Annotated in this window: 21 protein-coding genes; 9 read left to right on the top strand and 12 right to left on the bottom strand. The window is 65.9% G+C overall.

All coding sequences use genetic code 11. The annotated features are described in order from the left end of the window. The coding region (locus tag BST13_RS39575; RefSeq protein WP_211296270.1) for a hypothetical protein at positions 1–210 on the bottom strand (210 nt) is incomplete at its 3' end. Here BST13_RS39575 and BST13_RS39390 point away from each other — a divergent pair. Then, positions 200–370 carry a hypothetical protein gene (locus tag BST13_RS39390; RefSeq protein WP_170064374.1) on the top strand — a complete coding sequence of 57 codons (171 nt, stop codon included), beginning with the start codon at positions 200–202 and terminating at the stop codon, positions 368–370. The genes BST13_RS39575 and BST13_RS39390 overlap by 11 nt on opposite strands. Here the strand turns inward: BST13_RS39390 and BST13_RS35735 are convergent. Further along, positions 367–1,386, bottom strand: coding sequence for a LacI family DNA-binding transcriptional regulator (locus tag BST13_RS35735; RefSeq protein ID WP_083170651.1), 1,020 nt, complete (start codon positions 1,384–1,386; stop codon positions 367–369). The two genes, BST13_RS39390 and BST13_RS35735, sit on opposite strands and share 4 nt — an antisense overlap. A gap of 90 nt (positions 1,387–1,476) precedes the next feature. Between BST13_RS35735 and BST13_RS40295 the strand changes: the two genes are divergently transcribed. The 3 genes from BST13_RS40295 to BST13_RS35725 are packed head-to-tail and all read left to right on the top strand — an operon-like array spanning position 1,477 to position 4,936. Continuing rightward, complete coding sequence (locus tag BST13_RS40295) at positions 1,477–1,866, top strand: cytosine permease (RefSeq protein WP_170064373.1); 390 nt, start codon at positions 1,477–1,479, stop codon at positions 1,864–1,866. Beyond that, positions 1,839–3,332, top strand: a complete 1,494-nt coding sequence (locus tag BST13_RS40290; protein WP_281254790.1) for a C45 family autoproteolytic acyltransferase/hydrolase — start codon at positions 1,839–1,841, stop codon at positions 3,330–3,332. Before BST13_RS40295 ends, BST13_RS40290 begins: the two co-directional genes overlap by 28 nt. Next, complete coding sequence (locus BST13_RS35725) at positions 3,329–4,936, top strand: amidohydrolase (protein WP_083170649.1); 1,608 nt, start codon at positions 3,329–3,331, stop codon at positions 4,934–4,936. Before BST13_RS40290 ends, BST13_RS35725 begins: the two co-directional genes overlap by 4 nt. Before the next feature lie 54 nt (positions 4,937–4,990). Here the strand turns inward: BST13_RS35725 and BST13_RS35720 are convergent, their stop codons facing one another. From BST13_RS35720 to BST13_RS35700, 5 genes are read right to left on the bottom strand one after another with little or no spacing between them, the layout of a single operon-like run. Continuing rightward, complete coding sequence (locus BST13_RS35720; protein ID WP_083170644.1) at positions 4,991–5,995, bottom strand: ABC transporter ATP-binding protein; 1,005 nt, start codon at positions 5,993–5,995, stop codon at positions 4,991–4,993. Next, positions 5,992–6,984 (bottom strand): ABC transporter ATP-binding protein, encoded by a 993-nt coding sequence (locus tag BST13_RS35715; RefSeq protein WP_083170643.1) that lies wholly within the window; start codon positions 6,982–6,984, stop codon positions 5,992–5,994. The genes BST13_RS35720 and BST13_RS35715 overlap by 4 nt, the downstream gene beginning before the upstream one ends. Continuing rightward, on the bottom strand, positions 6,981–7,943 hold the full coding sequence (locus BST13_RS35710) for an ABC transporter permease (RefSeq protein WP_083170642.1): 963 nt from the start codon (positions 7,941–7,943) through the stop codon (positions 6,981–6,983). The genes BST13_RS35715 and BST13_RS35710 overlap by 4 nt, the downstream gene beginning before the upstream one ends. After that, positions 7,943–8,920, bottom strand: a complete 978-nt coding sequence (locus tag BST13_RS35705; RefSeq protein ID WP_083170641.1) for an ABC transporter permease — start codon at positions 8,918–8,920, stop codon at positions 7,943–7,945. Before BST13_RS35705 ends, BST13_RS35710 begins: the two co-directional genes overlap by 1 nt. Next, positions 8,920–10,566, bottom strand: coding sequence for an ABC transporter substrate-binding protein (locus BST13_RS35700; RefSeq protein WP_083170639.1), 1,647 nt, complete (start codon positions 10,564–10,566; stop codon positions 8,920–8,922). Before BST13_RS35700 ends, BST13_RS35705 begins: the two co-directional genes overlap by 1 nt. A 341-nt stretch (positions 10,567–10,907) precedes the next feature. Here BST13_RS35700 and BST13_RS35695 point away from each other — a divergent pair, with 341 nt between their 5' ends. Next, a complete protein-coding gene (locus tag BST13_RS35695) occupies positions 10,908–11,783 on the top strand; it encodes a glycoside hydrolase family 16 protein (RefSeq protein ID WP_083170638.1) in 876 nt (291 codons plus the stop codon). A gap of 24 nt (positions 11,784–11,807) precedes the next feature. Here BST13_RS35695 and BST13_RS35690 read toward each other — a convergent pair whose 3' ends face one another. The 3 genes from BST13_RS35690 to BST13_RS35680 form a co-directional block, all read right to left on the bottom strand. Then, positions 11,808–12,395 carry a hypothetical protein gene (locus BST13_RS35690; RefSeq protein ID WP_142282932.1) on the bottom strand — a complete coding sequence of 196 codons (588 nt, stop codon included), beginning with the start codon at positions 12,393–12,395 and terminating at the stop codon, positions 11,808–11,810. An 87-nt stretch (positions 12,396–12,482) separates the two neighbouring features. Continuing rightward, positions 12,483–13,628, bottom strand: coding sequence for a hypothetical protein (locus BST13_RS35685; RefSeq protein ID WP_142282931.1), 1,146 nt, complete (start codon positions 13,626–13,628; stop codon positions 12,483–12,485). A gap of 105 nt (positions 13,629–13,733) precedes the next feature. Further along, entirely contained in the window at positions 13,734–14,588 is an 855-nt protein-coding gene (locus tag BST13_RS35680; protein ID WP_083170633.1) for a helix-turn-helix transcriptional regulator, read from the bottom strand. 267 nt (positions 14,589–14,855) lie between these two features. Between BST13_RS35680 and BST13_RS35675 the strand changes: the two genes are divergently transcribed. The 3 genes from BST13_RS35675 to BST13_RS35665 all read left to right on the top strand — a co-directional run bounded on the left by BST13_RS35675 (position 14,856) and on the right by BST13_RS35665 (position 17,191). Continuing rightward, positions 14,856–15,533: a VldE C-terminal domain-containing protein gene (locus tag BST13_RS35675; RefSeq protein ID WP_083170648.1), complete on the top strand. Its 678-nt coding sequence runs from the start codon at positions 14,856–14,858 to the stop codon at positions 15,531–15,533. A 68-nt stretch (positions 15,534–15,601) separates the two neighbouring features. After that, positions 15,602–16,492, top strand: coding sequence for a hypothetical protein (locus BST13_RS35670; RefSeq protein ID WP_245839940.1), 891 nt, complete (start codon positions 15,602–15,604; stop codon positions 16,490–16,492). Positions 16,493–16,537: 45 nt separating this feature from the next. Beyond that, complete coding sequence (locus BST13_RS35665; protein ID WP_245839941.1) at positions 16,538–17,191, top strand: rhomboid-like protein; 654 nt, start codon at positions 16,538–16,540, stop codon at positions 17,189–17,191. Here BST13_RS35665 and BST13_RS35660 read toward each other — a convergent pair. Together BST13_RS35660 and BST13_RS35655 are read right to left on the bottom strand one after the other, a co-directional pair. After that, entirely contained in the window at positions 17,143–17,892 is a 750-nt protein-coding gene (locus BST13_RS35660) for an O-methyltransferase (RefSeq protein ID WP_083170629.1), read from the bottom strand. The genes BST13_RS35665 and BST13_RS35660 overlap by 49 nt on opposite strands. Continuing rightward, positions 17,889–19,133, bottom strand: coding sequence for a flavin-containing monooxygenase (locus tag BST13_RS35655; RefSeq protein WP_083170627.1), 1,245 nt, complete (start codon positions 19,131–19,133; stop codon positions 17,889–17,891). Before BST13_RS35655 ends, BST13_RS35660 begins: the two co-directional genes overlap by 4 nt. Positions 19,134–19,618: 485 nt before the next feature. Between BST13_RS35655 and BST13_RS35650 the strand changes: the two genes are divergently transcribed. Further along, positions 19,619–21,889, top strand: coding sequence for an MMPL family transporter (locus BST13_RS35650; RefSeq protein ID WP_083170622.1), 2,271 nt, complete (start codon positions 19,619–19,621; stop codon positions 21,887–21,889). Positions 21,890–21,894 lie beyond the last annotated feature (5 nt).

Raw genomic sequence — 21,894 nt, 5'->3', positions numbered from 1 at the left:
GGCGGGGGTGCCGGAGGCGCCTCCGCCACCCCCGCCGCAGCCCGAGACCCGGGTGGTGACCGTGACGTCGACGCCGCCGCCACCACCACCGACGCACACCACCACGACGACCACCACCACGACCACCGAAACGACGACGACCACGCCGCCGACCACGACGACGACGACACCGACGACGACCACCACCACGACGAATCCGATGACGACCACCTACATCACGGTGCCGTTCGTCCCGGTGCCGATTCCGATTCAGGTGCCCAACACGAACCCGACCACCCAGCAGCCGCAATATCCGTATCAGCAGAACCCGTATCAGCCGCAGTATCCGTACCAGCAGCAGAACCCGTACGGGTCGCCCTATCAGCCCTAGCGGGTGGAGCCGCGCGCGATGAGGCGGCCCTGTAGATCCCCGGCCGGGATCGGACGGTCCACTGCATCAAGGTGATTGGCGAGCCGGGTCACCGCGACGCGGGCCAGCAGCTCGGGTCCGAGGTCGACGGCCGTGATGGGCGGAGTGGCCGAGCGGGCGTGCTCGGAGTCCGATCCGGCGATGAGCTGGACGTCGTGTGGTACCCGCAGGCCGCCTTCGGTGAGGGCGGCGAGCATGCCTGCGGCATGTCTGCCGGTGAGGCAGTAAACGGCGTCGGGAAGGGTTGCCGCGCTGAACAATTCGCGATACGCGGCGAATCCGCCGGCAAGCCCGGCGGTCTCGGGTTGATGCACGACGAGCGCGTCTTGCCCGCGCCGCGCAGTCCAGGACTTGTAGGCCGCCTCGGCGTCGATATTCCAAGAGTTGCGGTCGGTTCCGGTGACCAGCGCGATGCGCTTGGCGCCGCTGCGCTCGAGGTGGTCGAGCACCTGCAGGGTCATCGGCGTGGTACCGGTGTCGACCCAGCTGTCGTAGCCGGCGTTCGCCGGATCGCGGCCGACCGTGAGGAATGGCATGCGCTCCTCGGTGAGCATCGCGAGCAGCGGGTCGTTCTCTACCGGCTCGGTGATGAGGAATCCGTCGCAGGCGAGCGCGGCAGCAGGCGAGCTGTCCTGCGTCGGGTCGGAGACGAGCATCAGACCGTAGCCCAGTTCCATGGCGGCCAAAGCGGCCTGGCCGGCGAACCGCAGGAAGTAGTCGACGCCCTCAGGCAGAAACGAGTCGAGAGTCTCCAGCGGGCGTAGGACAAGGGCGATCACCCCGAGCTTGTTGTTGCGCAGGCCGCGCGCCACGGCGTCGGGGCGGTAGCCCATCTCCCGGGCCACCTCGCGGACGTGCTGGCGGGTCCCGGCGGCGACCACGCCCTTTCCGCTGAACGTGTGAGACACCGTCGTGGCGGACACCCCGGCGCGGCGTGCCACGTCATGGATGGTCGGCCGTACCCGTCGTTCTGCCACGGACGCCACGGTAGCAAGCGAAGAACCTGCGCAAAATCGATTTGTGAAAGTCGCGCCACCGTATTGCCCAAATCGATTTGGATACGTAGCGTGACCGCCATCACGCTTCCTGCCACCCCCGGAGAACTCATGGCACCCACAACGGCTGAACCTGCCGCCACTCCCGGCCTGCTGCCCACCGCCGATCAGGCCGGCAAGGTGGAAAGCCACGGCATCGACTACATCCCCGAAACGGAACGGCACGGCCGGGCGCGCGAGCTGTTCGCCGTGTGGGCCGCGCCCAATGTGGGCTACCTGGCCCTGGTGGTCGGCGGCACGCTCGTCCTGATGGGCCTGAGCCTGTGGCAGGCCCTGGCCGTCATCGTCGTCGGCAACCTGTTCTCAGTCCTCACCGGCACGTGGCCGCCAGCGGCCCAGCCTCGGGCACCCCCAGCGAGGTCATCACCCGCGCAATGTTCGGGGTCCGGGGTAACCGGGTGAACATCCTGATCACGAGCTGGTTCATCAGCGTCTGCTACCTCGCACTGAACTGGGCGGCGGCCTCCTACACCGCTTTCCGGCTGGCCGAGCGGTTCGGCATCGAGGTGAACCTCGCCGTCAAGATCGTGCTGATCCTCGCCATCGCCGGGATCACCCTGGCCGTCAGCGTGTACGGCCACGCCACCATCGTGCGGCTGTACCAGCCGTTGGCGCTGGTGCTCACCGCGGTGTTCGTGGTCATGGCCGTATTCGTGCTCGGCCGGGCGGATTGGGGCTATCAGCCCGCCGAGCCGTTGCACGGCACCGGATTGTGGGCGGTCGTCGCGGCCGGCCTCGCGATCGTCGCCTCGGCCCCGCTGTCGTACACCAACAGTGCCGATTTCGCCCGGTACCTGCCGTCGAACACCTCGCCGGTGGCGGTGGCGGGCTGGACCACACTCGGTGCATTCGTTCCCAGCGTGCTGACCACCGGGCTCGGTGCGCTGGCCGCGACCGCATTGAACATGGCCGATCCGGAGACCGCGCTGGAGGGCGTGCTGCCGTCCTGGTTCATCCCGGTCTTCCTGATCGCGGTCATCGTGGGCACCATGGCCAACAACGCGATGACTGCCTACAGCTCGGGTCTGGCGCTGCAGGCCGTGGGACTGCGGCTGCGTCGTTCCCGCAGCGTCCTGCTCGACGGCTCCATCGGTGCGGCCATGACCATGTACGCGCTGCTGGTATCGAACTTCCTTGACACCGTGAGCAATATGATGCAACTCGTGGTCACGGTGATGGACCCGTTCTGGCACCCGCACACCGTCGATGGCACGCCGTACTCGTATGCGGGTCTCACAGAACACGGCATGTTGGGCAAGATCGGCGTCAACAGCGCGGGGCTCGGTTTGTTCTTCAACATCCTCGGCCACCGCGACGACGCGCCCGCCGGGGTACCGGTGCACGTGCTGGCCGCGGCAGTGCTCGGTACCGCGGGCAGCGTCGGCGAGGCGCTGGACTTGTTGCGCGCGGCGCCCATCAGCACCTCCGGTGCTTTCACCCTTCTCGACACCGCGACCGCCATGTGCGCCGAGCTGAGCCCACGCGGTGTGAGCGTGATCCCGCCGCGCAACGGCTACCTGCCGCACACCAACCACTTCCTCGACGCACGCAACACGCCGTTCGAAAAGCCTGGACTCTACGATCCCGATTCGCAGGACCGGTTGCGGCTCATCGAGTCTCGACTCGAGAGCTGTCCGATTCCGGAACGGGCCGAGGATCTGGTCAGCTATCTGCAGTCCGATCCCGGCCAGCCCCAACTGTGTTGTGTACCCGCACCGGGGGCCGCGTTCGGGCAACGCTGGGCCACACTGGCCACGGTGCTGCTCGAACCCGAGCATCGTCGGGTTCGCATCTTGGCGGGCACGCCCCTGGAGGCGCGGGACGGCACGTGGCACACCCTGCACGCAGCGGAGGTGGCAGCGCTGTGACAACGCACTACCGGGGCGGACGTATCTTCACCGCAGCCCAACCGGAATGGGCGCAGTCGCTCGTGGTCTCGGGATCGGAGCTCGTTTTCGTCGGCGACACCGCAACGGCCGACGCCCTGCCCGGCATAAGCCGCACGGTCGAGCTCGCGGGCGCGCTGGTGCTGCCCGGATTCATCGACGCGCACACCCACTTGGTGTCGATGGGGCAGTCACTGCAGCAGGTGGACCTGTTCGACGCCACCGACCTCGCCGACATCCAAAGTCGTTTGGCCGCAGCGGCTTCAGCGGATCCATCCGCACCGCGGATCCTCGGGCGCAGTTGGCTGTACGCGCCGCTGGCCGGCCGGACACCTGACCGGCACATGCTCGACGCCGCCGTCGCGGACCGCCCGGTGTACCTGGCGTCCAACGACGTGCACTCGGCGTGGGTGAACACCGCGGCGCTGCGCGAACTCGGTATCGACGGCGATACCCCGGACCCGATCGGCGGCACCATCGAGCGTGATCGCGACGGCACCGCCACGGGCATGCTCTACGAGACGGCCGCACTGGGTTTGATGCGGACCTTCCTCGATGGCCGCGTCACCGACGCCGAGCAGGATGCCGCGCTCGCGCAGACCTTCACGCACTACCTGGCCGCAGGCGTGACGGGTGCGGTCGACATGGGGCTCGACGGCACCGACCTGTCGGCGCTGGAACGCGCGTTGGCGGCGGGCGAGGGCACGCTGCCGCTGCGGATCGCAGGGCACTGGCTGGTGAACCGGACGGCGTCGACCGCCGAGAACCTCGCGCAGGTGCAGGAAGCCATCGAGCTGAGCCGCCGGCTGTCCGGGCCGTGGCTGCGCATCACCGGCATCAAGATCCTGGTCGACGGGGTCATCGACAGCTGCACTGCCGCAATGAAAGACCCCTACGCCGACGGCAGCCATCCCGGGCCCATCTGGGATCTGGCGGCGCTTGCGCCGGTGGTGGCCGCGGCCGATGCTGCAGGCCTGCAGGTGGCCATGCACGCGATCGGTGATGAAGCCTCCGACATCGCGCTGTCCGCGCTGGAGCATGCGATCGAGGTCAACGGGCCGCGCGACCGCAGACACCGCATCGAGCATCTGGAGACCGTGACCGAGGCCAATGTCGCGCGACTGGCGCGGCTCGGGGTCGTCGCCTCGATGCAGCCGGTGCACGCCGACCCGGCGATCGCCGACAACTGGCGCGCCATGCTGGGCGACAGCCGAGCCGACAGGGGCTTTCCTTGGCCCGAATTCACCGCTGCCGGTGCGACGTTGGCGTTCGGTTCTGATGCCCCAACCGCGCCGTACCCGCCGTTGCCCAACATGTATGTGGCCACCACCCGGCGATCGCCGAGCGATCCGTCCCTGGCGCCGAACCTGCCGGACTATGCACTGCCCCTGGCGGAGGCGCTGGCGCATGGCACCCGCGACGCCGCGTACTCGTGCCGGTGGGAAGACGTGACGGGCCGGCTGGTTGCCGGCCACGCAGCGGACTTCGTTGTGCTGGACCGTGATCCGTTCGCCACCGGCACAGACGCATTGCTGTCGGCCAAGGTGCGGATCACCGTGGCCGCGGGCCAGGAACACGTGGCGTGAGGTCCCCGCGCCGAATTCGACGAAAACGTCGCTCGCAATCGCGATCTACGACGTCTACGTCGAATTCGGCGCCGAGTCGGGCAGGTTTCTCGGATGGAAACATGCCGCGGCGTGCGCCGGCTGGAGTTCCTCAAGCGCAGGTGTCTCGGTCTTGCACACCTCGGTGCACCACGGGCAGCGCGTGTGGAAGCTGCAGCCCGGCGGCGGGTTGATCGGGCTCGGCACATCACCTTCGAGTACCAGCCGCTCGCGTTCGGTATTGCGTTTCGGATCCGGGATGGGAACTGCGGACAACAGCGCGTTCGAGTAGGGGTGCAGCGGCCTGCCGTACAGGGCGTCGGCGTCGGCGTTTTCGACCACCTTGCCGAGATACATCACCGCGACCCGGTCCGACACCTGCCGGATCACCCCCAGATCATGAGCCACGAACAGGTAGGACAACCCGAAGTCCTCCTGCAATTCCTTGAGCAGGTTGATGATCTGTGCCTGCACCGAGACGTCCAGCGCCGACACGGGCTCGTCGGCGATGACCAGTTTGGGTTGCAGGGCAACGGCTCTGGCGATGCCGATGCGTTGCCGCTGTCCGCCGGAGAACTCGTGCGGAAAGCGGTTGTAGTGCTCGGCGCGCAGTCCGACCCGGTCGAGCAGTCCCTGCACCCTCCGCTTGAGGTCGGCGCCGCTGGCCAGGCCGTGCAACTCCAGCGGGTCACCGATGATCTGGCCTACGCGCTTGCGCGGGTTCAGCGATGCGTACGGGTCCTGGAAGATCATCTGGATCTCGCGGCGCATCCGACGCAGTTCACGCGGCGAGCGCCCGACCAGTTCCTCCCCGGCGAAGCGAACGGATCCCGACGTGGGTTTGATGAGCTGCAGGATGGCTCGACACAATGTCGACTTGCCACTTCCGGATTCACCGACCAGACCGAGCGTTTCACCCGCCTCGAGGGCCAGGCTCACTCCATCGACGGCCCGCACCTGCGCGACCTCGCGGTCGATCACCACGCCGGATTTGATCGGAAAGTGCTTGACCAGATCGGTCACTTCCAACAGGGCCGTCACCGCAGGGCCCTCTTCTCGGTCAGCGGCAGCCAGCAGCGATCCAGGTGGGTACCTCCGTTGTGGGCTTCGAGCGGGGGAGGTTCGACGCACTTGTCGAACACGTGCGGGCAGCGTGGCGCGAACCGGCATCCTCGTGGTGGGTCGAGCAGGGACGGCGGTTGCCCGGAGATCTGTGTCAGGCGTGCGGCGCGGGGCTGATCCAGGCGCGTCATCGATCCCAAAAGCCCCCAGGTGTAGGGATGTTGCGGATCATAGAAGATCTCGTCGAGCGTGCCGTTCTCCACGATCTGCCCGGCGTACATCACCGCAACGCGGTCGGCGACTTCGGCCACCACGCCCAGGTCGTGGGTGATCAGGACGACCGCCAGGCCGCGGTCGGTGTTGAGTTGCTCTATCAGGCGCAGGATCTGGGCCTGGACCGTGACATCCAGCGCGGTCGTCGGCTCGTCGGCGATGAGCAACTCCGGTTCCAAGGCCAGCGCCATGGCGATCATGACGCGTTGCCGCATACCTCCGGAGAACTCGTGAGGATAGTCCCGCACCCGACGCTCGGGGTGTGGAATGCCCACGGCACGTAGCAGTTCCACGGCCTGCTCGCGGGCCTGAGCCTTCGAGACGTCGCGGTGAGCGCGGATCATCTCGACGATCTGATCGCCGATCCGGTAGACCGGGTTCAGCGAGGTCATGGGGTCCTGGAACACCATTGCGATGTGCTCGCCGCGCACCGTGCGCAGCGCGTCGTCGGCAAGCCCGGTGATCTCTCGGCCGTCGAAGTCGACCGATCCTGCAATGGAGGTGTTGGGGCCGCGGGTCAGGCCGATCAAGGTCTGTGCCGTCACGCTCTTCCCCGATCCGGATTCCCCCACAACAGCCAGGATTTCACCGCGGGCCAGGGTGAAGGAGACTCCGTCGACGGCCTCGAGAAGTCCGTCCTCGGTGGTGAACTTGACGCGGAGGTCGGTGACCTGAAGAAGTTCGCTCTGGCTCATACGGGCGCCGCCTCTCCGAGCCGAATTCGGGGATCGAGGTAGGCATACGCCAGGTCGACGATCGTGTTGAACAGCACGATGAAGAACGCTCCGTACATCGTCACTCCGATGAGCGGCGGGAGGTCCAGTGTCCGGATCGCCTCGCCCGCGTACAGACCGACACCGTTGATGTTGTAGACGGTTTCGGTGAGGATGGCCCCGCCGCCGACGACCGCGCCGAAGTCGAGGCCGAACAACGTCACGATCGGGATCAACGAATTGCGAAGAATGTGGCGGATGCGCACCTGCCGTTCGCTGATGCCCTTGGCGCGTGCGGTCCGCACGTAATCCTCGTGGGCCACGTCGAGCATGTTGGTGCGTAACACTCGGCTGTAGAACCCGACATAGAGCACGGCAAGCGTGATCCACGGCAGTATCAGGTGATACGCCCACTGCAGGGGATCCTCGGCCAGCGGCACGTAACTACTGGAGGGAAACAGCTCCAGCTTGTAGCTCAGGTAGTACAGCAGGATCGCGGCCAACCAGAACACCGGCATCGAAATACCGGCCAGCGACAGGACTGTCAGCGCCCGATCGGTGAACTTGCCGGCGTGCACCGCGCTGAGATACCCGAACCAGATCGCCAGCGCCATCCACAACACCGCGGCACCGATGCACAGCGACAGCGTCGCGGGCAGGCCCTCCCAGATCTGCTCGGCCACATTGCGATTGCTCGCATAGGAGGTGAGCTGGCCGGTGAAGATCTGTTTCATCATGGTCAGGTACTGCACCGGCAGCGGCTGGTCCAGCCCGAGATCATGGCTGACCCGGGCGATGAGCGCGGGATTGGCGTTCTTGCCCGCGATGCGCGCAGCCGGGTTCGAGTTCGGGATCACGTTGAAGATGACGAATACCAGCACCGAGATCGCAAACAGCACGGCCACCATGCCGACAAGACGCCGGACGACGAATCTGAGCATCAGTGCTCCAACCGGATCCGGGCCTTCGGGTCGAGTGCGTCACGCAACCCGTCGCCGAACACGTTGAGCGACAGCACCGTGATCACGATCATCAACCCGGGCACGATGGTCAAATGCGGTGCGGTGTAGATGGTTTGGTACCCGTCGGCGATCATCGTGCCCCACGATGCGTTCGGGGGCCGCACTCCGGCACCCAGAAACGACAGCGCCGATTCCAGCAGCATGTTGTTGGCGATGTTGAGGGTGAAGAACACGATGATGGTCGAAATGATGTTCGGCAGCAGCTCGGAAGCCATGATGCGCAGCGGCCCCTTGCCCATGGCCACCGCAGCCTCGACGAACTCCTTTTGTCGCAATGCGAGCACTTCACCGCGGATCGGTCGGGCCATGTAGGGCACATACACGCAGCCGATGATGAGGATCGGTATCCACAGCGAGTCGCCGGCCACTTGTATCGGGCCGAGCTTCACGCCACCCAGCGCGAGCGCGGTGCCCAGCGCGATACCGAGCAGCAACACCGGAAAGGCCCACACCACATCCATGGCCCGCGAGAGCAGCGCGTCGATCCATCCCCGGTAGTAGCCGGCGAGCAGGCCGATGACCACCGCCAGCACGGTGGTGGTCAGCGCGGCGGCCAGTCCGATGTAGATCGAGGTGCGTCCGCCGTAGAGGAGCCGCACCATCACGTCGCGACCGTTCTGATCAGCGCCCAGCAGGTAGCGGCCGTGCAGCCCGGGCCCCAGCGGCGTGCCGTCCGGTGACACCACATAGGTTTCTTCGCCGCCGATCAACACCTTGTCGGTGATGTGATTCTCGTTCGGCGTCGTGTGGGCCACATGATCGGCCCACAGCGGTGCGGCCAGGCAACACAGCACGATCACCACGAAGAGGCCACCGCACAGCAACGCGACCTTGTTGCGGCGCAGCCGGTTCCAGGCCAGAAGCCAAGGGCTGCGACCTTCGACGGCGGTTGCCATCACTTCAGGGCGAACGACGTGTAGTCCTGGTTGAACAGTAGATGGTGATAGCTGTTGTCGAAGTCCATGCGGTCGGAGACGAACGTGGTGAACTGTTCGTTGCCGTACGGCGCCCAGATCGCCTGCTCCATGTAGGACTTGTCCAGCTCGGCGTATCCCTTCTTCACGTCATCGGAAAGCCGCTGGGTGAGCAGCTGGTTCATCTTGGCGTCCAATTCGGGGATGTTCACCCGGGAGAAGTTGTTGCCGTTGGTGGGCAGGATGCTCTTGCCGTTGATCAGCGGACGGAAGAAGTCGTCCGGGTGCGGGAAGTCCTGGAACCAGTCGGCGAACCCGGTGTCCACGTCCGGGGTGGTCTGGTTGCCGATCGTCGTCCAATACACGTCGCCGGCAATCACTTTGAGTGTGGCGTTGAAACCCAGCTGGGTCAGCACGTCATGGTAATACTCACCGATCCGTTTGCGGTCGGGCTCGTCGTCGGTCCACACGGTGATGTTGCGGTCTACCGGATTCGCTTCGGCGATCAGTTGTTTGGCCTTGTTCACATCCGGACCGGGATAGAGCTTGTACTCCTGGTAGCCCGGCATCCCCGGCGGCAGGATCTGCTGTGTGGGGCGCAGGCGGCCGCCGAAGATGCGGTTGAGCGCTTCTGGATCGATCGCATAGTTCACGGCCTGACGCACCCGCAGATCGTTGAACGGAGCCTGCTGAGTGTTCATCCAGAAGTAGTAGGTGTTGTTGGAATCCTCCAGCCGGAACCGGTTTCCGTACCGGGCCTTGACTTCCGGCAGCCGGTCGGCGTCCGGCGGGTCCACCATGAAGTCGATCTTGTTCTGCTGCACGCCGGTGACCTGGGCGCTGTTGCTCTTGTTCTGGGTGACGATGATCTTGTCGACGTGCGCGTCGGCCACCTCGTCGGCACCGGCGTCCTTGACGGTCTTGAACTGCGGATTGCGTTCCATTATCAGCGTGTGCGGCGCGTCGACCTTGGTGATGGTGAACGGTCCGCTGCTGGGTGGCGGATTGTTGGTCGCGTCCTTGTCCAGGGGAGTGTTCTGCGGGATCGGCGCGGCGAACGGCAGCGCGAGGATGTGATCGAAGGTGCCGTTGGGCTCGTTGAGGGTGATGGTGATGTCGCCGCTCGCGTCGTCGGCTTTGATGCCGCTGATGGTGTCGGCCTTGCCCTCGGCGTAGTCGTTGGCGCCGGCGATCACGCCGTAGAACACCGAGCCGCCTGAGTCGGTCTTGAACAACCGCTTGATGGCATAGGTGAAATCGGAGGCCTTGATGGGCGTTCCGTCGGAGTACTTCATGTTCGGCCGCAACGTCAGCTTGTATGTCTTGCCGTCGGCCGACACATCGGGCGTCGCCTTGGCCAGACCGGGCACGATATCGGTACCCGCCTCGCCCTTGGCGTGCTTATAGGTGAGCAGCGGTGTGTAGGTGTTGTAGAGCACCTCCCAGCCCTCGAGCGTGTACGAGAGCTGAGGGTCCACGTAGTCGGGGAACGAGGTCATGCTCACGTTGATCTCGCCGCCCTGCTTGGCGCTCGAGCCGCCACCGCCTCCGCCGCCGCACGCGGCGACCCCGAATACGGCGAGTGCGGTGATGCTGGCGACGGTCAGAGCTCGGCGCGGTGTGATCATCTAGTTCCCCTCGAATATGACCCGGACGATTCCGATACAGCTGTACGCTATTTGGGTCCGTCGGTGAGCATCTTTCGGGAAAATTCACGGCCCGCAACTTGGCCGGCCGAAGTTTCTCCTGTGTAACGGCGCTGTGAGCAGAAGATCAGGGCGTATTCGGCGTGCGCGGCGACCCTTTTGCGACCCCAATTTGGATTTGTTCGGATTCAGATGGCCCGATGCGGCCGGGAGCTGCAGGTTTCCGCCGGTGACCACGACGACACTGCGGGACGCGCAGGTGTCTACTGCACCTAAGTACGCAAGAGCGTCTTTAGCCCATCTATTGTGTGCCTGTGCCTGATATGGATCGTCGCAGTGTGATGTTCATGATGGGTCTGGGGGTGGCAGCCGCGGCGCTGCCTGCAGGGGTCGCCAACGCAGACCCCGTGGGGGGAAACCCGCCCGGACCCGCCGCGCCCGGTGCTCCGGCGCCGGCTGCTGCTGCTGGAACTCCCACCTACCTGTTCCAAGATGAATTCAACGGACCTGCCGGGTCTCCGCCGGATCCGGCGTGGTGGCACCTGGTGCCCGAGCGCGAGACCATCAAGAACCCGGTCGAATGGGACAAGCCGTTCAACATGGGGCGGTACGTGACCGATACGGACCACGTGTTCCAGGACGGCAAGGGCAATCTCGTCATCCGTGCGACGCGCGGTCCGGGCACCACGATCCAGGAGAAGTACGCCGGCGCCAAGGTCGTCGGGAACTGGCACGGCGGCATCGGCACCACGTGGGAGGCCCGCGTCAAGCTCAACTGCCTGACCGACGGTGCCTGGCCCGCGTTCTGGCTCCTCAACGACGATCCCGTCCGCGGCGGCGAGGTCGACCTGGTCGAGTGGTACGGCAACCGCGACTGGCCCTCGGGCACGACGGTGCACGCCCGGCTGGACGGCGAATCGTTCGCCACCGATCCGCACCCGATCGACGGCGGGTGGCACACCTGGCGGATGTCGTGGACACCGCAGGGCATGTACTTCTGGAAGGACTACGCGCCAGGCATGGAGCCGTTCTTCCAGGTTCCGGCGAACTCGTTGGACGACTGGCCGTTCAACGATCCGGGGTACACCCTGGTGCCGGTGTTCAACATCGCCGTCGGTGGCTCGGGCGGTCGCGATCCCAGCGGCGGCAGCTACCCGGCCGAGATGCTGATCGACTGGATCCGCGTCTTCCAAGGCTGATCGTTCGCCCGCGGGGTAGCCGCTCTAGAACGACCGACTGCCCTGCGGGCTCAACACGAAGCCGTATTGCCACGGCCCGTCCTGGCCTGTGCCTGTCACGGTGCACACCACGTTGTGGTCGCTCGGTACGCCGCAGGTGACGGCCGAACTATCTTCTGGCACCACAAGTTTCGAGCCCGTCGGCAGCAGGTGGTACGACGCCGGGTCGACCCGGTCGACGTCGGGGCCGCTGCGGTGCTCGTAGCTTCGGTAGGTTTCGAGGTCGTCGAGCTTTTCGGTGCCTAGCCCTGATCTCGCATCGTCGGTCGGGCCGAACCATGGCCCTTTGGCGAAGGCATAGTTGGTGGTCCCCGTGACGCCCGGTAGCGCGCCCCAGCAGTAGGCCGTCGGCGGGCTCTGCCAGCGCGTGATGGTCATGATGCGGCAGTGGATGCCGTCAGCAGTGGTGAACTGCCAGCCGCCTGCGCCGTACGTGCTGTAGGTGCCATAGGTGCCCGCGTCCACCGGCTTGAGTGCGGCCAGGGTGCCGGCATCGGGTGACGCAATCGCCTGCGGCGCTGCGAGCATTCCGGCGGATACGGCCGCCGCGGCGATGACGCTGATCCGGTGCATCTTCCCATTGTCGGCGACCCGAGGTTGGCCCTCCTGCACCAAAAATCGGTCCCCTCCCTGGCTGGGAGGGGACCGATCGCGTCGGTGCTATTCGGCGTCCCCCGAACTGCCGGCACCGGCGTCGCTCTTGTCGGCTCTGGTGGTTTTGTCGGCCTTGGCCGGTTTGGCGAAGGCCTTCTTGAGCCCTTCGCCAATCTTGTTGATGCTGCCGGATACTCGCTCACCGACATCTGAGAGTCGTTTGGTGGCAGTCTTGTTGGCTGTGCTGGCCGTCTTGTTCGGCGTGGAAACTGCCGTGTCGCGGGCGACGGGTGTGGCCGGCTCTGTTGCCGCATCCGTGCGTGTTTCGACCGCAGCCGTTGCGTCGGTGGCAGTTTCGGTGGTCGATGCCGGGGCGGGAGCTTCGATGGCGGGAGCCTCGGCGACGCGTACGGAAGGTGTCGTCACCTTCGGGGTCGCCGCGGTGAGCTCTTCGGGGTCAGGTGGCGGCGGGTTGAGGATGTCACGAATCCGCCAGCGTTCGGCGTCGAACGTGCCTGCCACGGTGTTGACCAACCCGAGGCTTGCGACCGCGACATTGGCTACACCGTGCTGGATCGCGTTGACGACCAGAGCGGGGTCTCCCGTCGGGACCGCCTTGATGACCGCGTCCACTGTGCCGGTCGCAGCCGTGATGACGCTGTACACCCCGAGCAAGTTGCCCGGCCCGAGCGCCCATGCCGCACCCATGGCCTCCTTCGTCAGTTGTCCGGCAAGGTCGAACTGCTTCTCCACAAAGGCTTCCAGGTTCGTGTACTGAAAGAACGTTTGTAAGAACGGAGAAAAGGCAATGGGTAGGAACGCTTGAACCGCTCCCGTGAAGTCTCCGGCCGCCACCTTGTGGCCGGCGGCCGCGAGTGCCTGGGGAAGGGCCGCGATGAGCCCGGAGTAGGACTCTCCGAGCGTGTTGGCCATGGTGCCCAAGGTTTGTGCATCTGCTGTCAGCTTTCCGACGAGCCCATTGATGATGGGCAACGGGTTCTGGAGCTCGCCCTGGACGACGTTCTCGATCACGGCACCGACGCCGGTGAACAGCGGGGTGAAAACTTCGACGGGGTTGTCGATGGCCGCGCTGAGTTGTACTGCGTGGGTTTGGATTGCGGGCGGGGGTGCGGCGACAGGGGTTGCGGCGATGACGCTCGCGCCGACGAGTGCGACGCCTGCGGTCACATAGGGTCTCAGGGCGAGGGGCAACTCGGTCTCCTTCGGGTCAATGGGTGTCAGCCATCACTGACCGCGTGAAGGTATCTGTGAAGTCGCTGAATAACATTCACATTCTGTAACACGTTTCAATTCTTGTCAGCGGTTGCTGCGGTAGGCCCTGGGCGACACGCCGACCCGCTGCCGGAACGCGGTCGAGAAATGATTGGGCGTAGAGAATCCCACCATTGCGCTGATCTCGGTGACACTGCGCTGCGTGGTCAGCAGCAGCGACTTGGCGCGTTCGATGCGACGGTCCAAGAGGAACTGATACGGCGTGGTGTGAAATGACGCGCGGAACGCCTTGATGAAGCCACCCACCGACATCTTCGCCTGTCGCGCAAGTGTTTCGAGCGTGATCTCCGAGTCGAGGCTGTCTTCGAGGAATTCGACGACCAGTGAGCGGGTGGCCGGATCCAAGGTGTCAGGGGTGTGCTCGGCGGGGCGCGGCGGGGCCTCGGTATAGGTGTCGGCGAACAACAATCGCAATGTTTCGCCTACCGACTCGGTCAGGAGTCGTGCCACGGCGTCGTCCCGGTCGGCGACGCGGTAGACGCGCTCCGTCAACTGATGGATCAACGGGTCGCGGTGTTTGACGCGTGGAATCAGTGTTGTGGAGCCCAGGAGATGGTTCGGGATGGCGATTTCGCAGAAGGCCGCGGTGTCGCCCTCGACCAGTGCCGCGCACTTGTCGCCGGCCGGGACCACCCAGATGTCGCCCGCGCTCGGCAGCGTCCGCCCCGACGGGCCCCAGTCCAGGTCGGTCTCCATCGAACGCAGGCGTCCCGCACGATGTACGAAGACCAGGTGTCGGTTGTCGTCGTGGCAGCACCAGTCCGTCGATGAGCGGATCTGCTCGGTGGCGTAGCGCAATGACAGGCCGCGCGTCGCGACGGCTTTCTCGCCGAGTACGACGCGGCGGGTCTTCGGGCGCCCGCCATCCCACGGCTTCATGGACAGGCGCCCCCCTGCGCGATGTGCGGCTGCGTCAATTTGGCTAGGAGCGTAGCGAGCGTCACCGGGCCGGGATGGCATTTTCAATTCATTCGGCACTTCCGCGTCGCGCCTCGTGACGGGCGAATCGGCTGCTCGCAGGTCTCGATTGCGTGTCGTTGCGCTCCAAAAAGTCGATTGTGTGTTAATTGGCGAGACTCTGAGGAAACTCCAAGATCGGCTGGGGGGTTGCTGCGTGGTTCCTGAGCCGCTCGTATGGTGCTCCGTGTGGGTCGGCACGCATTAGCCAGTCGGCGGCGGGTATCACCGGCCGTCGGGGCCACCGTGCTCGCCTCGACCGCGGTGTTCTTCGCCGTCGGCGGCAGCGCCGCCGAACTCAGCTCCGCGCAAGCCGCCAAGTCCGCCATCGAGGGTGACATCGCGAGCGGTCTGCAGGTGGTCACGCCGGTGCGGAGCAAGTTCTCGTCAGCCCCGTCCGAGGAGGACTCGGGCATGTCCGTCGTCTCCCTGCAGGCGGCCTCGCGGTCGCACTACCGAGTCGTACCCGTCGCCGTCGTCCCCCGGTTCCTGCCGGTCGGGGTCGCGCCTGAACGGGGCCTCCAGGTCCGGACGATCCTGACGGCCCGCGCCGTCAGCGCGGCGTTCCCCGAGATCCACGAGATCGGAGGGGTTCGGCCCGACGTGCTGCGCTGGCATCCCGACGGGCTGGCGCTCGACGTGATGATCCCCAACCCCAGCAGCGCCGAGGGCATTGCGCTGGGCAATGCGATCGTCGCGTACGCGCTGAAGAACGCGGACCGGTTCGGGCTGCAGGATGCTATCTGGCGCGGCACCTACTACACGCCGAGCGGCCCGCAGAGCGGCGGCTACGGCCACTACGACCACGTGCACCTCACCACCACCGGCGGTGGTTACCCGACCGGCGGCGAGGTCTATCCGCGCTAGGCCGTCGGGTGCGCGTTCGCCCAGCGTGTCGGCATGATTGCGGGCCTGGCCGCGCTTACATTCCCCCTGTGGCGGGCAGGTTGTCCATTCATCGGGCGCGTGCGGTCATGAAGGCCGAGATCGCCGCAATCCGGCGCCAAGACCCCGACCTGGACCCACGTGACATCGCCGGATTCGCCCTGCCGATCCTGGTTCGCGCGCTCGGGGTGCTGGCCCTTGGCGTGGTGCCGCTGCTGGTGGTGCGCAACGGCGACCGCGAGAATTCCGAACTCGTCGCCATCGTCGGGTCGCTCGCGCTGGTGATCATCTGCGCGGCGGTGGTCGCGTGGCTGACCTCCATCGTCCTGTCGGGACTGGTGGTGATGGTCCTGTATCGCACCGGACCTGTGGCGTCGTCGCGGCTGGTGGTGCGTATCGTGTCCGATTCGTTCATGCGGATCGAGGATTCGACATCGGCGTTGGCGTTGTTGGCGCTGCTGGCCGGCTTGTTGTCGTTGGCCTTCGGGTTGCCCACGAGAGCGTCGGACGACCTGGCGAACTCCGTGCTGGAAGATCTGCTGGCCGCGCAGGTGGGGATGCTGCTGGTCGCGCTCGGCTTCGCGTTCATCGCCGAGTCGATCCGCTCGGCCGCCGATATCGTCGACGACCAGTCCCTGTTGCTGGCGTGGCCGTGGGCGCTGGTCATCGCCACCCTGAGCTGGGTGCTGACCACCTTGGCCGGGCCGTTCGAGGCAACGCGGATGATGACGATCCTGCTGCACGACTGGCTACCGGCTGTCGTGGACGGACGCCCGAGCGCCGAGCTGATCGCCGAGCTCGTCCCGCCTTCGGCGCGGTGGTGGGTGGTGCTGGGGCCACTCCCCATCGTCGCTTTGATCTGGGCATATGAGGCCAAACGGCACGGCGGCTTCACCGCGATCGCGCGGCTGTTCGAGGCTGACAGCTCGTCCACAGCTTGATCGGGGGCGCGACGATGCCGGCGTGCGCATACTGAGCGCGTGCGTCTGAAATCGTGGCTGACGGCGGTGTGGCGATATGTCCGCAGCGCGCCGCTGACCTATATCTGGCTGGCTGCCCTGCTGGTCACCACGATCATTCAGCATCAACTGCACGGGCGGGACCTGCACGTCCTGCTGATCCAGAGCTCGACCAACATCCACCATTTGGAGACCGACCCGCTATACGTGCTGGTCACCAGCCTCTTTTGGATCGACGGTCGATTCTGGACGCCGTATCTCGTGCTGTTCAGCCTCATCCTCGCTCCCGCGGAACGCTGGCTCGGACAAATCCGGTGGCTCAGCGTCGGCTTGATCGCCCACGTGTTGGCCACCTACATCAGCGAAGGCCTGCTGTACCTCGCGATCCACGATCACGTCGCGCCAGAGCGGCTGGTCCACGTGCGCGACATCGGCGTCAGCTACTTCCTGGTCGGGGTGGGCGCCGTGCTGGCGTACCGCATCGTGCGGCCCTGGCGGTGGGTCTACCTGGGAACGGCGTTCATCTACTTCGGGGCCGCGCTGGTGGGAAACATCAACTTCACCGCGATCGGGCATCTGTGCGCTCTGCTGGTCGGCCTGTGCTGTTACCCGTTCACCCGGCCGTCGGGTGATCAGGGCAGGACGACAGATTCCAGCATCAGGTCCCGGACCACCGTCTGATACTCGCCGTGGGTGTTGTGCTCGATCGTGTCGAACGTCCGGCCCTGCTGTTGGCGCATGTATTCGCGATACTTCGGGGCACCCGGGATCTTGACGTTGTCGGCGACGACGATCGAACCGGGATGTAGCCATTCCCGCTCCATGATGCTGTGCAGATCTGACAGGTATGCGCTCTTGACGTGGTCGAGGAATAGCAGGTCGAGGGCGCCGGTCGCGAACCCGTGGTCTTCGAGCGCCCGCAGGGTGCGCCCGCCGTCGCCGATCATGCCGACGACGCAGGTGATCCTGTCGTCCATACCGGCGTGCGCCCAGATCCGCCGTGCGATCTCGGCATTGGCCTGCGCCCACTCCACCGAGAACACTCTGGCCGTCGGCGCCGCACGGGCGATGCGCAGCGCGCCGTAACCGCAGTAGGTGCCGAGCTCGAGTGCCAGCCGGGTGTCGGCGCGTTTGACCGCGGCGTCGAGCAAAGCACCCTTCTCGTCGCCGACGCTGATCAGGAAGGTCTTCTCGTAGGCGAACCGGTCCATGGTTTCGAGGACGTCGTCGACGTCGCCCCGGCGGGCGTTGGCCACGACGTACTCGGCGGCCGCAGCTTCCCGGCCGTCACCGAATTGGCCGGTCCGCGCGAAAGTCCGCGGCAGCAGGAAGGTGTTGATCACCGACCACCGCAGCGGCGCCAGGAAACGTTTGAGTGTCATCGCAGTCGGCCTTGCTCGGCGGCCCGCCTGCCGCGGACGCGGGGCGGTCCGGTCTCCGAGACAGGCTGTGGCGCTTCGCTTCTGGCGAGGGCGCTATCCCTCAGATAGCGCGCAATGTCGCGTGCCAGCCGCGTCGCATGCCGACGGATCGATCGCAGCGGACTGTTGGGCGGGATGCCGTAGCCGATGGTGAACAGGCCGTCGCCGAGGTGACCCGCGAAGCCGCCGCGGGGATTGCCGCGATCGTCCAGGACGCCGAGATGGCCGACCAGTCCTTCGAGATCCGGGCTGAATCCGGTGGCGGTGATGATCACATCGGGTGTGACCGAGGAGCCGTCGGCGAGCGTCACGCACGTCGGCCCGACCGATTTCACCGCGGGCACCACCTCGATGCGCCCGGCCCGTACCGCCTCGACAAGTTCGTCGGCGAATGTCGGGATGCGGCCGCGCTGTTCGACAGTTGCCTTCAGCCCCAACGGTGGCCGCTGAAAACCGTAGACGGACAGGTCGGTGCCCCACACCAGTCGGTGGGTGCGCGCGATCAGCGGATCGACCACACTCGCCGGAACCCGGGCGGACAGCTCGAGGAACACGTCGGACGGAATCGGGCCCAGTGCCCGGCGGACGAGATGAGGGGGAGTGCGGACGGAAAGCCAGATCCGGTTCGCGTCGTTGTCGGCCAGTTGGACCGCGATGTCGGCGGCCGAATTCCCGGCGCCGACCACCAGGACATCGCGATCCCGGTACGGACGGGCGTTGCGGAAGCCCGCGGAATGGGTGACTTCGCCCGTGAAATCGCCGAGGCCGGGCCAGGGCGGGATGACAGGCGTCCGATAGTTGCCCGTCGCGAGTACGACCGCCGGTGCCTGGATCTCGCCTGCGGACGTGTCGAGTCGCCAGCGGTCGGCGGTGCGGTCGATGCGGTTGACCTCGCATCCGAAGCGAAGGGAGATGTTCTGACGCTCGACGTAGCTGTCGAAGTAGGCGACCATGTCCTCTCTGGTCGGCCAGCGTCCGGCCGCGATGGGGATTCTCTGTCCCGGGAGATGGGAGAGGAAGCCGGTGGTGTTCAACCGGAAGTTGTCATAGCGTGTTCGCCACGAAATCGCCGGTGCCCCAGCGCGATCGAGGATAAGCGCGGTGATTCCGTGCCGATGACGCAACTCGCGTGCGACGGCGAGGCCGGACGGACCTGCGCCAATGACGATGGCGTCAAAAAGGTTCCGAGCCTCGGTGGTCATCCACCGCCTCCGTTCGCTCAGCTATCACTGTCGCCCCCAAGGGGGACTGGCCTGTGGCGTCGGTCATTTCAGGCTAACGGAAAACAACGTCGGCGCAGTGCTGCCTATGGAAATCGGCGCAGCGCGCCGGTATGACCTGTCCTTTCCTGGAGGCCGGCTCCAACACCGTGAATTATGGATGATGCATGGTGCAGCGAGACTGAGTAACGCACTACTGCAGTCTCGCCCGGCGGGCTCGTCAGTGCTCCAATCTGGTCGGCACTGATGACACGGTGCCGACCGTGCCATAGTTCAACGTTCGCATGCCTGGAAATGTCCGGCATCCCCTGTCGTCCTTGATCTTTGACTCGGCAAAAAGGATGGACGCGATCGCGCTGTGCCGATCGGTCTCGGATCCGGTCAAGGGCTCGCAGAACCTCGATCTGCCGCTGTAACATCGCAAATCGTCAAGGTAGCTGGAACTGTCGTCCGCAAAGGACACGAACTTGCTGCACCGCATTGCTCACCTCGCCATCGCGGCACCACGACTGACAGTCTCCGTCGCGGCGCTGGTGATGGTCTTGGCGGCGGTCTTCGGCATACCGGTGGCAAACAGCCTCTCGCCGACCGGTTTCGAAGACCCGGCATCCGAATCGGCGATCGCGACGCGAATGCTCGCCGAACGATTCGGCCAGGGTGACCAACAGCTCGTGTTCGTCGTCAGCTCGCCGGATGGTGCCGACAGCGCAGCGGCCCGCCGGATCGGCACGGCGATCGTCGACGACCTGCATCGCTCACCACATGTGGCGAACGTGACGTCCGCATGGACCGTCCCGCCGGCCGCGGCCGCTCAGCTCGTCAGCAGAGACGGCAGGTCGGGTCTGATCGTGGCAGGCATAACCGGCGGAGAGCGGGATGCGCCCAACTACGCAAACACGCTGTCCGAACAGATATTGCGAGACCACGACGCGGTCACGGTGCAGGCCGGCGGCCCGGCGATGGTCAACGCGGGGATCACCCAGCAGACGCAGAAGGACCTGCTGCTGATGGAGTCGATCGCCATACCGCTCAGCTTCCTCGTGTTGGTGTGGGTCTTCGGTGGGTTGTTGGCCGCGGCGTTGCCCGTCATGGTCGCGGTGATGGCGATTGCCGGTGCGCTCGCAGTCCTGCGGCTCATCACGTTCACCACCGATGTCTCGATCTTCGCGCTGAACCTGAGTACCGCGATGGGCCTGGCGCTGGCGATCGACTACACGTTGCTGATCATCAGCCGGTACCGCGACGAGTTGGCGGACGGCGCCGGCCGCGACGAAGCGCTCGAGCGCACCATGGTGACGGCGGGCCGCACGGTGTTGTTCTCCGCGACGACGGTCGCGCTCTCGATGGCCGCGCTGATCGTGTTCCCGATGCACTTCCTCAAGTCCCTGGCCTACGCAGGGGTTGCCACGGTGACCTTCGCCGCGGTCGTGGCGGTGGTGGTGACACCGGCAGCGATCGTCTTACTCGGCACCCGACTGGACGCGCTGGACGTTCGGCGGCTGCTGCGTAGATCGCCGTCGGTGGCCCGCCCCGTCGAACAGCAATACTGGTACCGCTCGACGAGATTCGTCATGCGCCATGCGTTTTCGATCGGGTTGGCGGTCGTCGCGCTCCTGGTGCTGCTCGGTGTGCCGTTCCTGGGCGTCAAGTGGGGCTTCCCCGACGACCGCGTGCTACCCGGTTCGGCGTCACCGCATCAGGTCGGCGACCAGCTCCGCACCGGGTTCGATGCCGACCCCGCCACTTCGGTGTCGGTGGTCATCCCCGACGCGAACGGGCTGGGGCCACACGACATTGCCCGCTACGCGGCCGATCTCTCGCACGTCCCCGGCATCACCGCGGTCTCCACCCCGATGGGCACGTTCGTCGGCGGTGCGCAGACCGGTCCGCCGTCCGCGGCGACCGGGAAGGCGCAGGGCAGCATGTTTCTCACCGCAGCCAGCAGGGCGCCGCTGTTCTCGTCGAGTTCGGAGACCCAGCTCGATCAGATCCATGCCCTGGCAGGCCCGGGCGGCCGCAGCGTCTACATCACCGGGACCGCGCAGACCAACCGGGACACCGTGAACGCGATCATGTCCCGGCTACCCCTGGTCCTCGGGATGATCGCGGTGATCTCGCTGCTCCTGCTGTTCATGCTGACGGGCAGTGTGCTCCTGCCGCTGAAGGCGTTGGTGCTCAACGTGTTATCGCTCAGCGCCGCGTTCGGAGCCATGGTGTGGATATTTCAGGACGGCCATCTGGGCGGATTGGGGACGACGGCGACCGGGACGCTCGTCACCAACATGCCCGTGGTGCTGTTCTGCATCGCCTTCGGCTTGTCGATGGACTACGAGGTGTTTCTGGTATCCCGGATCCGGGAGTTCTGGCTGGCCTCGGAACGTACCCGCGCCGATGCCGACGAGAGCGTAGCCTTGGGCGTTGCTCACACCGGGCGCGTCATCACCGCCGCCGCGCTGGTGATGTCGATCTCGTTCGCGGCGCTCACCGCCGCCCACGTGTCGTTCATGCGGATGTTCGGCCTCGGCCTCACGCTGGCCATCCTGGTCGACGCCACGTTGGTGCGCACGGTGCTGGTGCCGGCGTTCATGCATCTGATGGGCAGGTGGAGCTGGTGGGCGCCGGCGCCGCTGGCCTGGCTGCACAAGCACATCGGGATCACCCACGGTGAGCCGGCCGCACCCGCACCGAAGCACCGCCTGGTGCCCGCGCAACGGCGCGACAGCGAGGAGGTGCAGTAGCCGTC

The organism is Mycobacterium aquaticum (assembly GCF_002086485.1).
GTDB lineage: Bacteria > Actinomycetota > Actinomycetes > Mycobacteriales > Mycobacteriaceae > Mycobacterium > Mycobacterium aquaticum.
The sequence above is the reverse complement of the archived record's forward strand: the minus strand, read 5'-3'. Positions and strand labels throughout refer to the sequence as shown.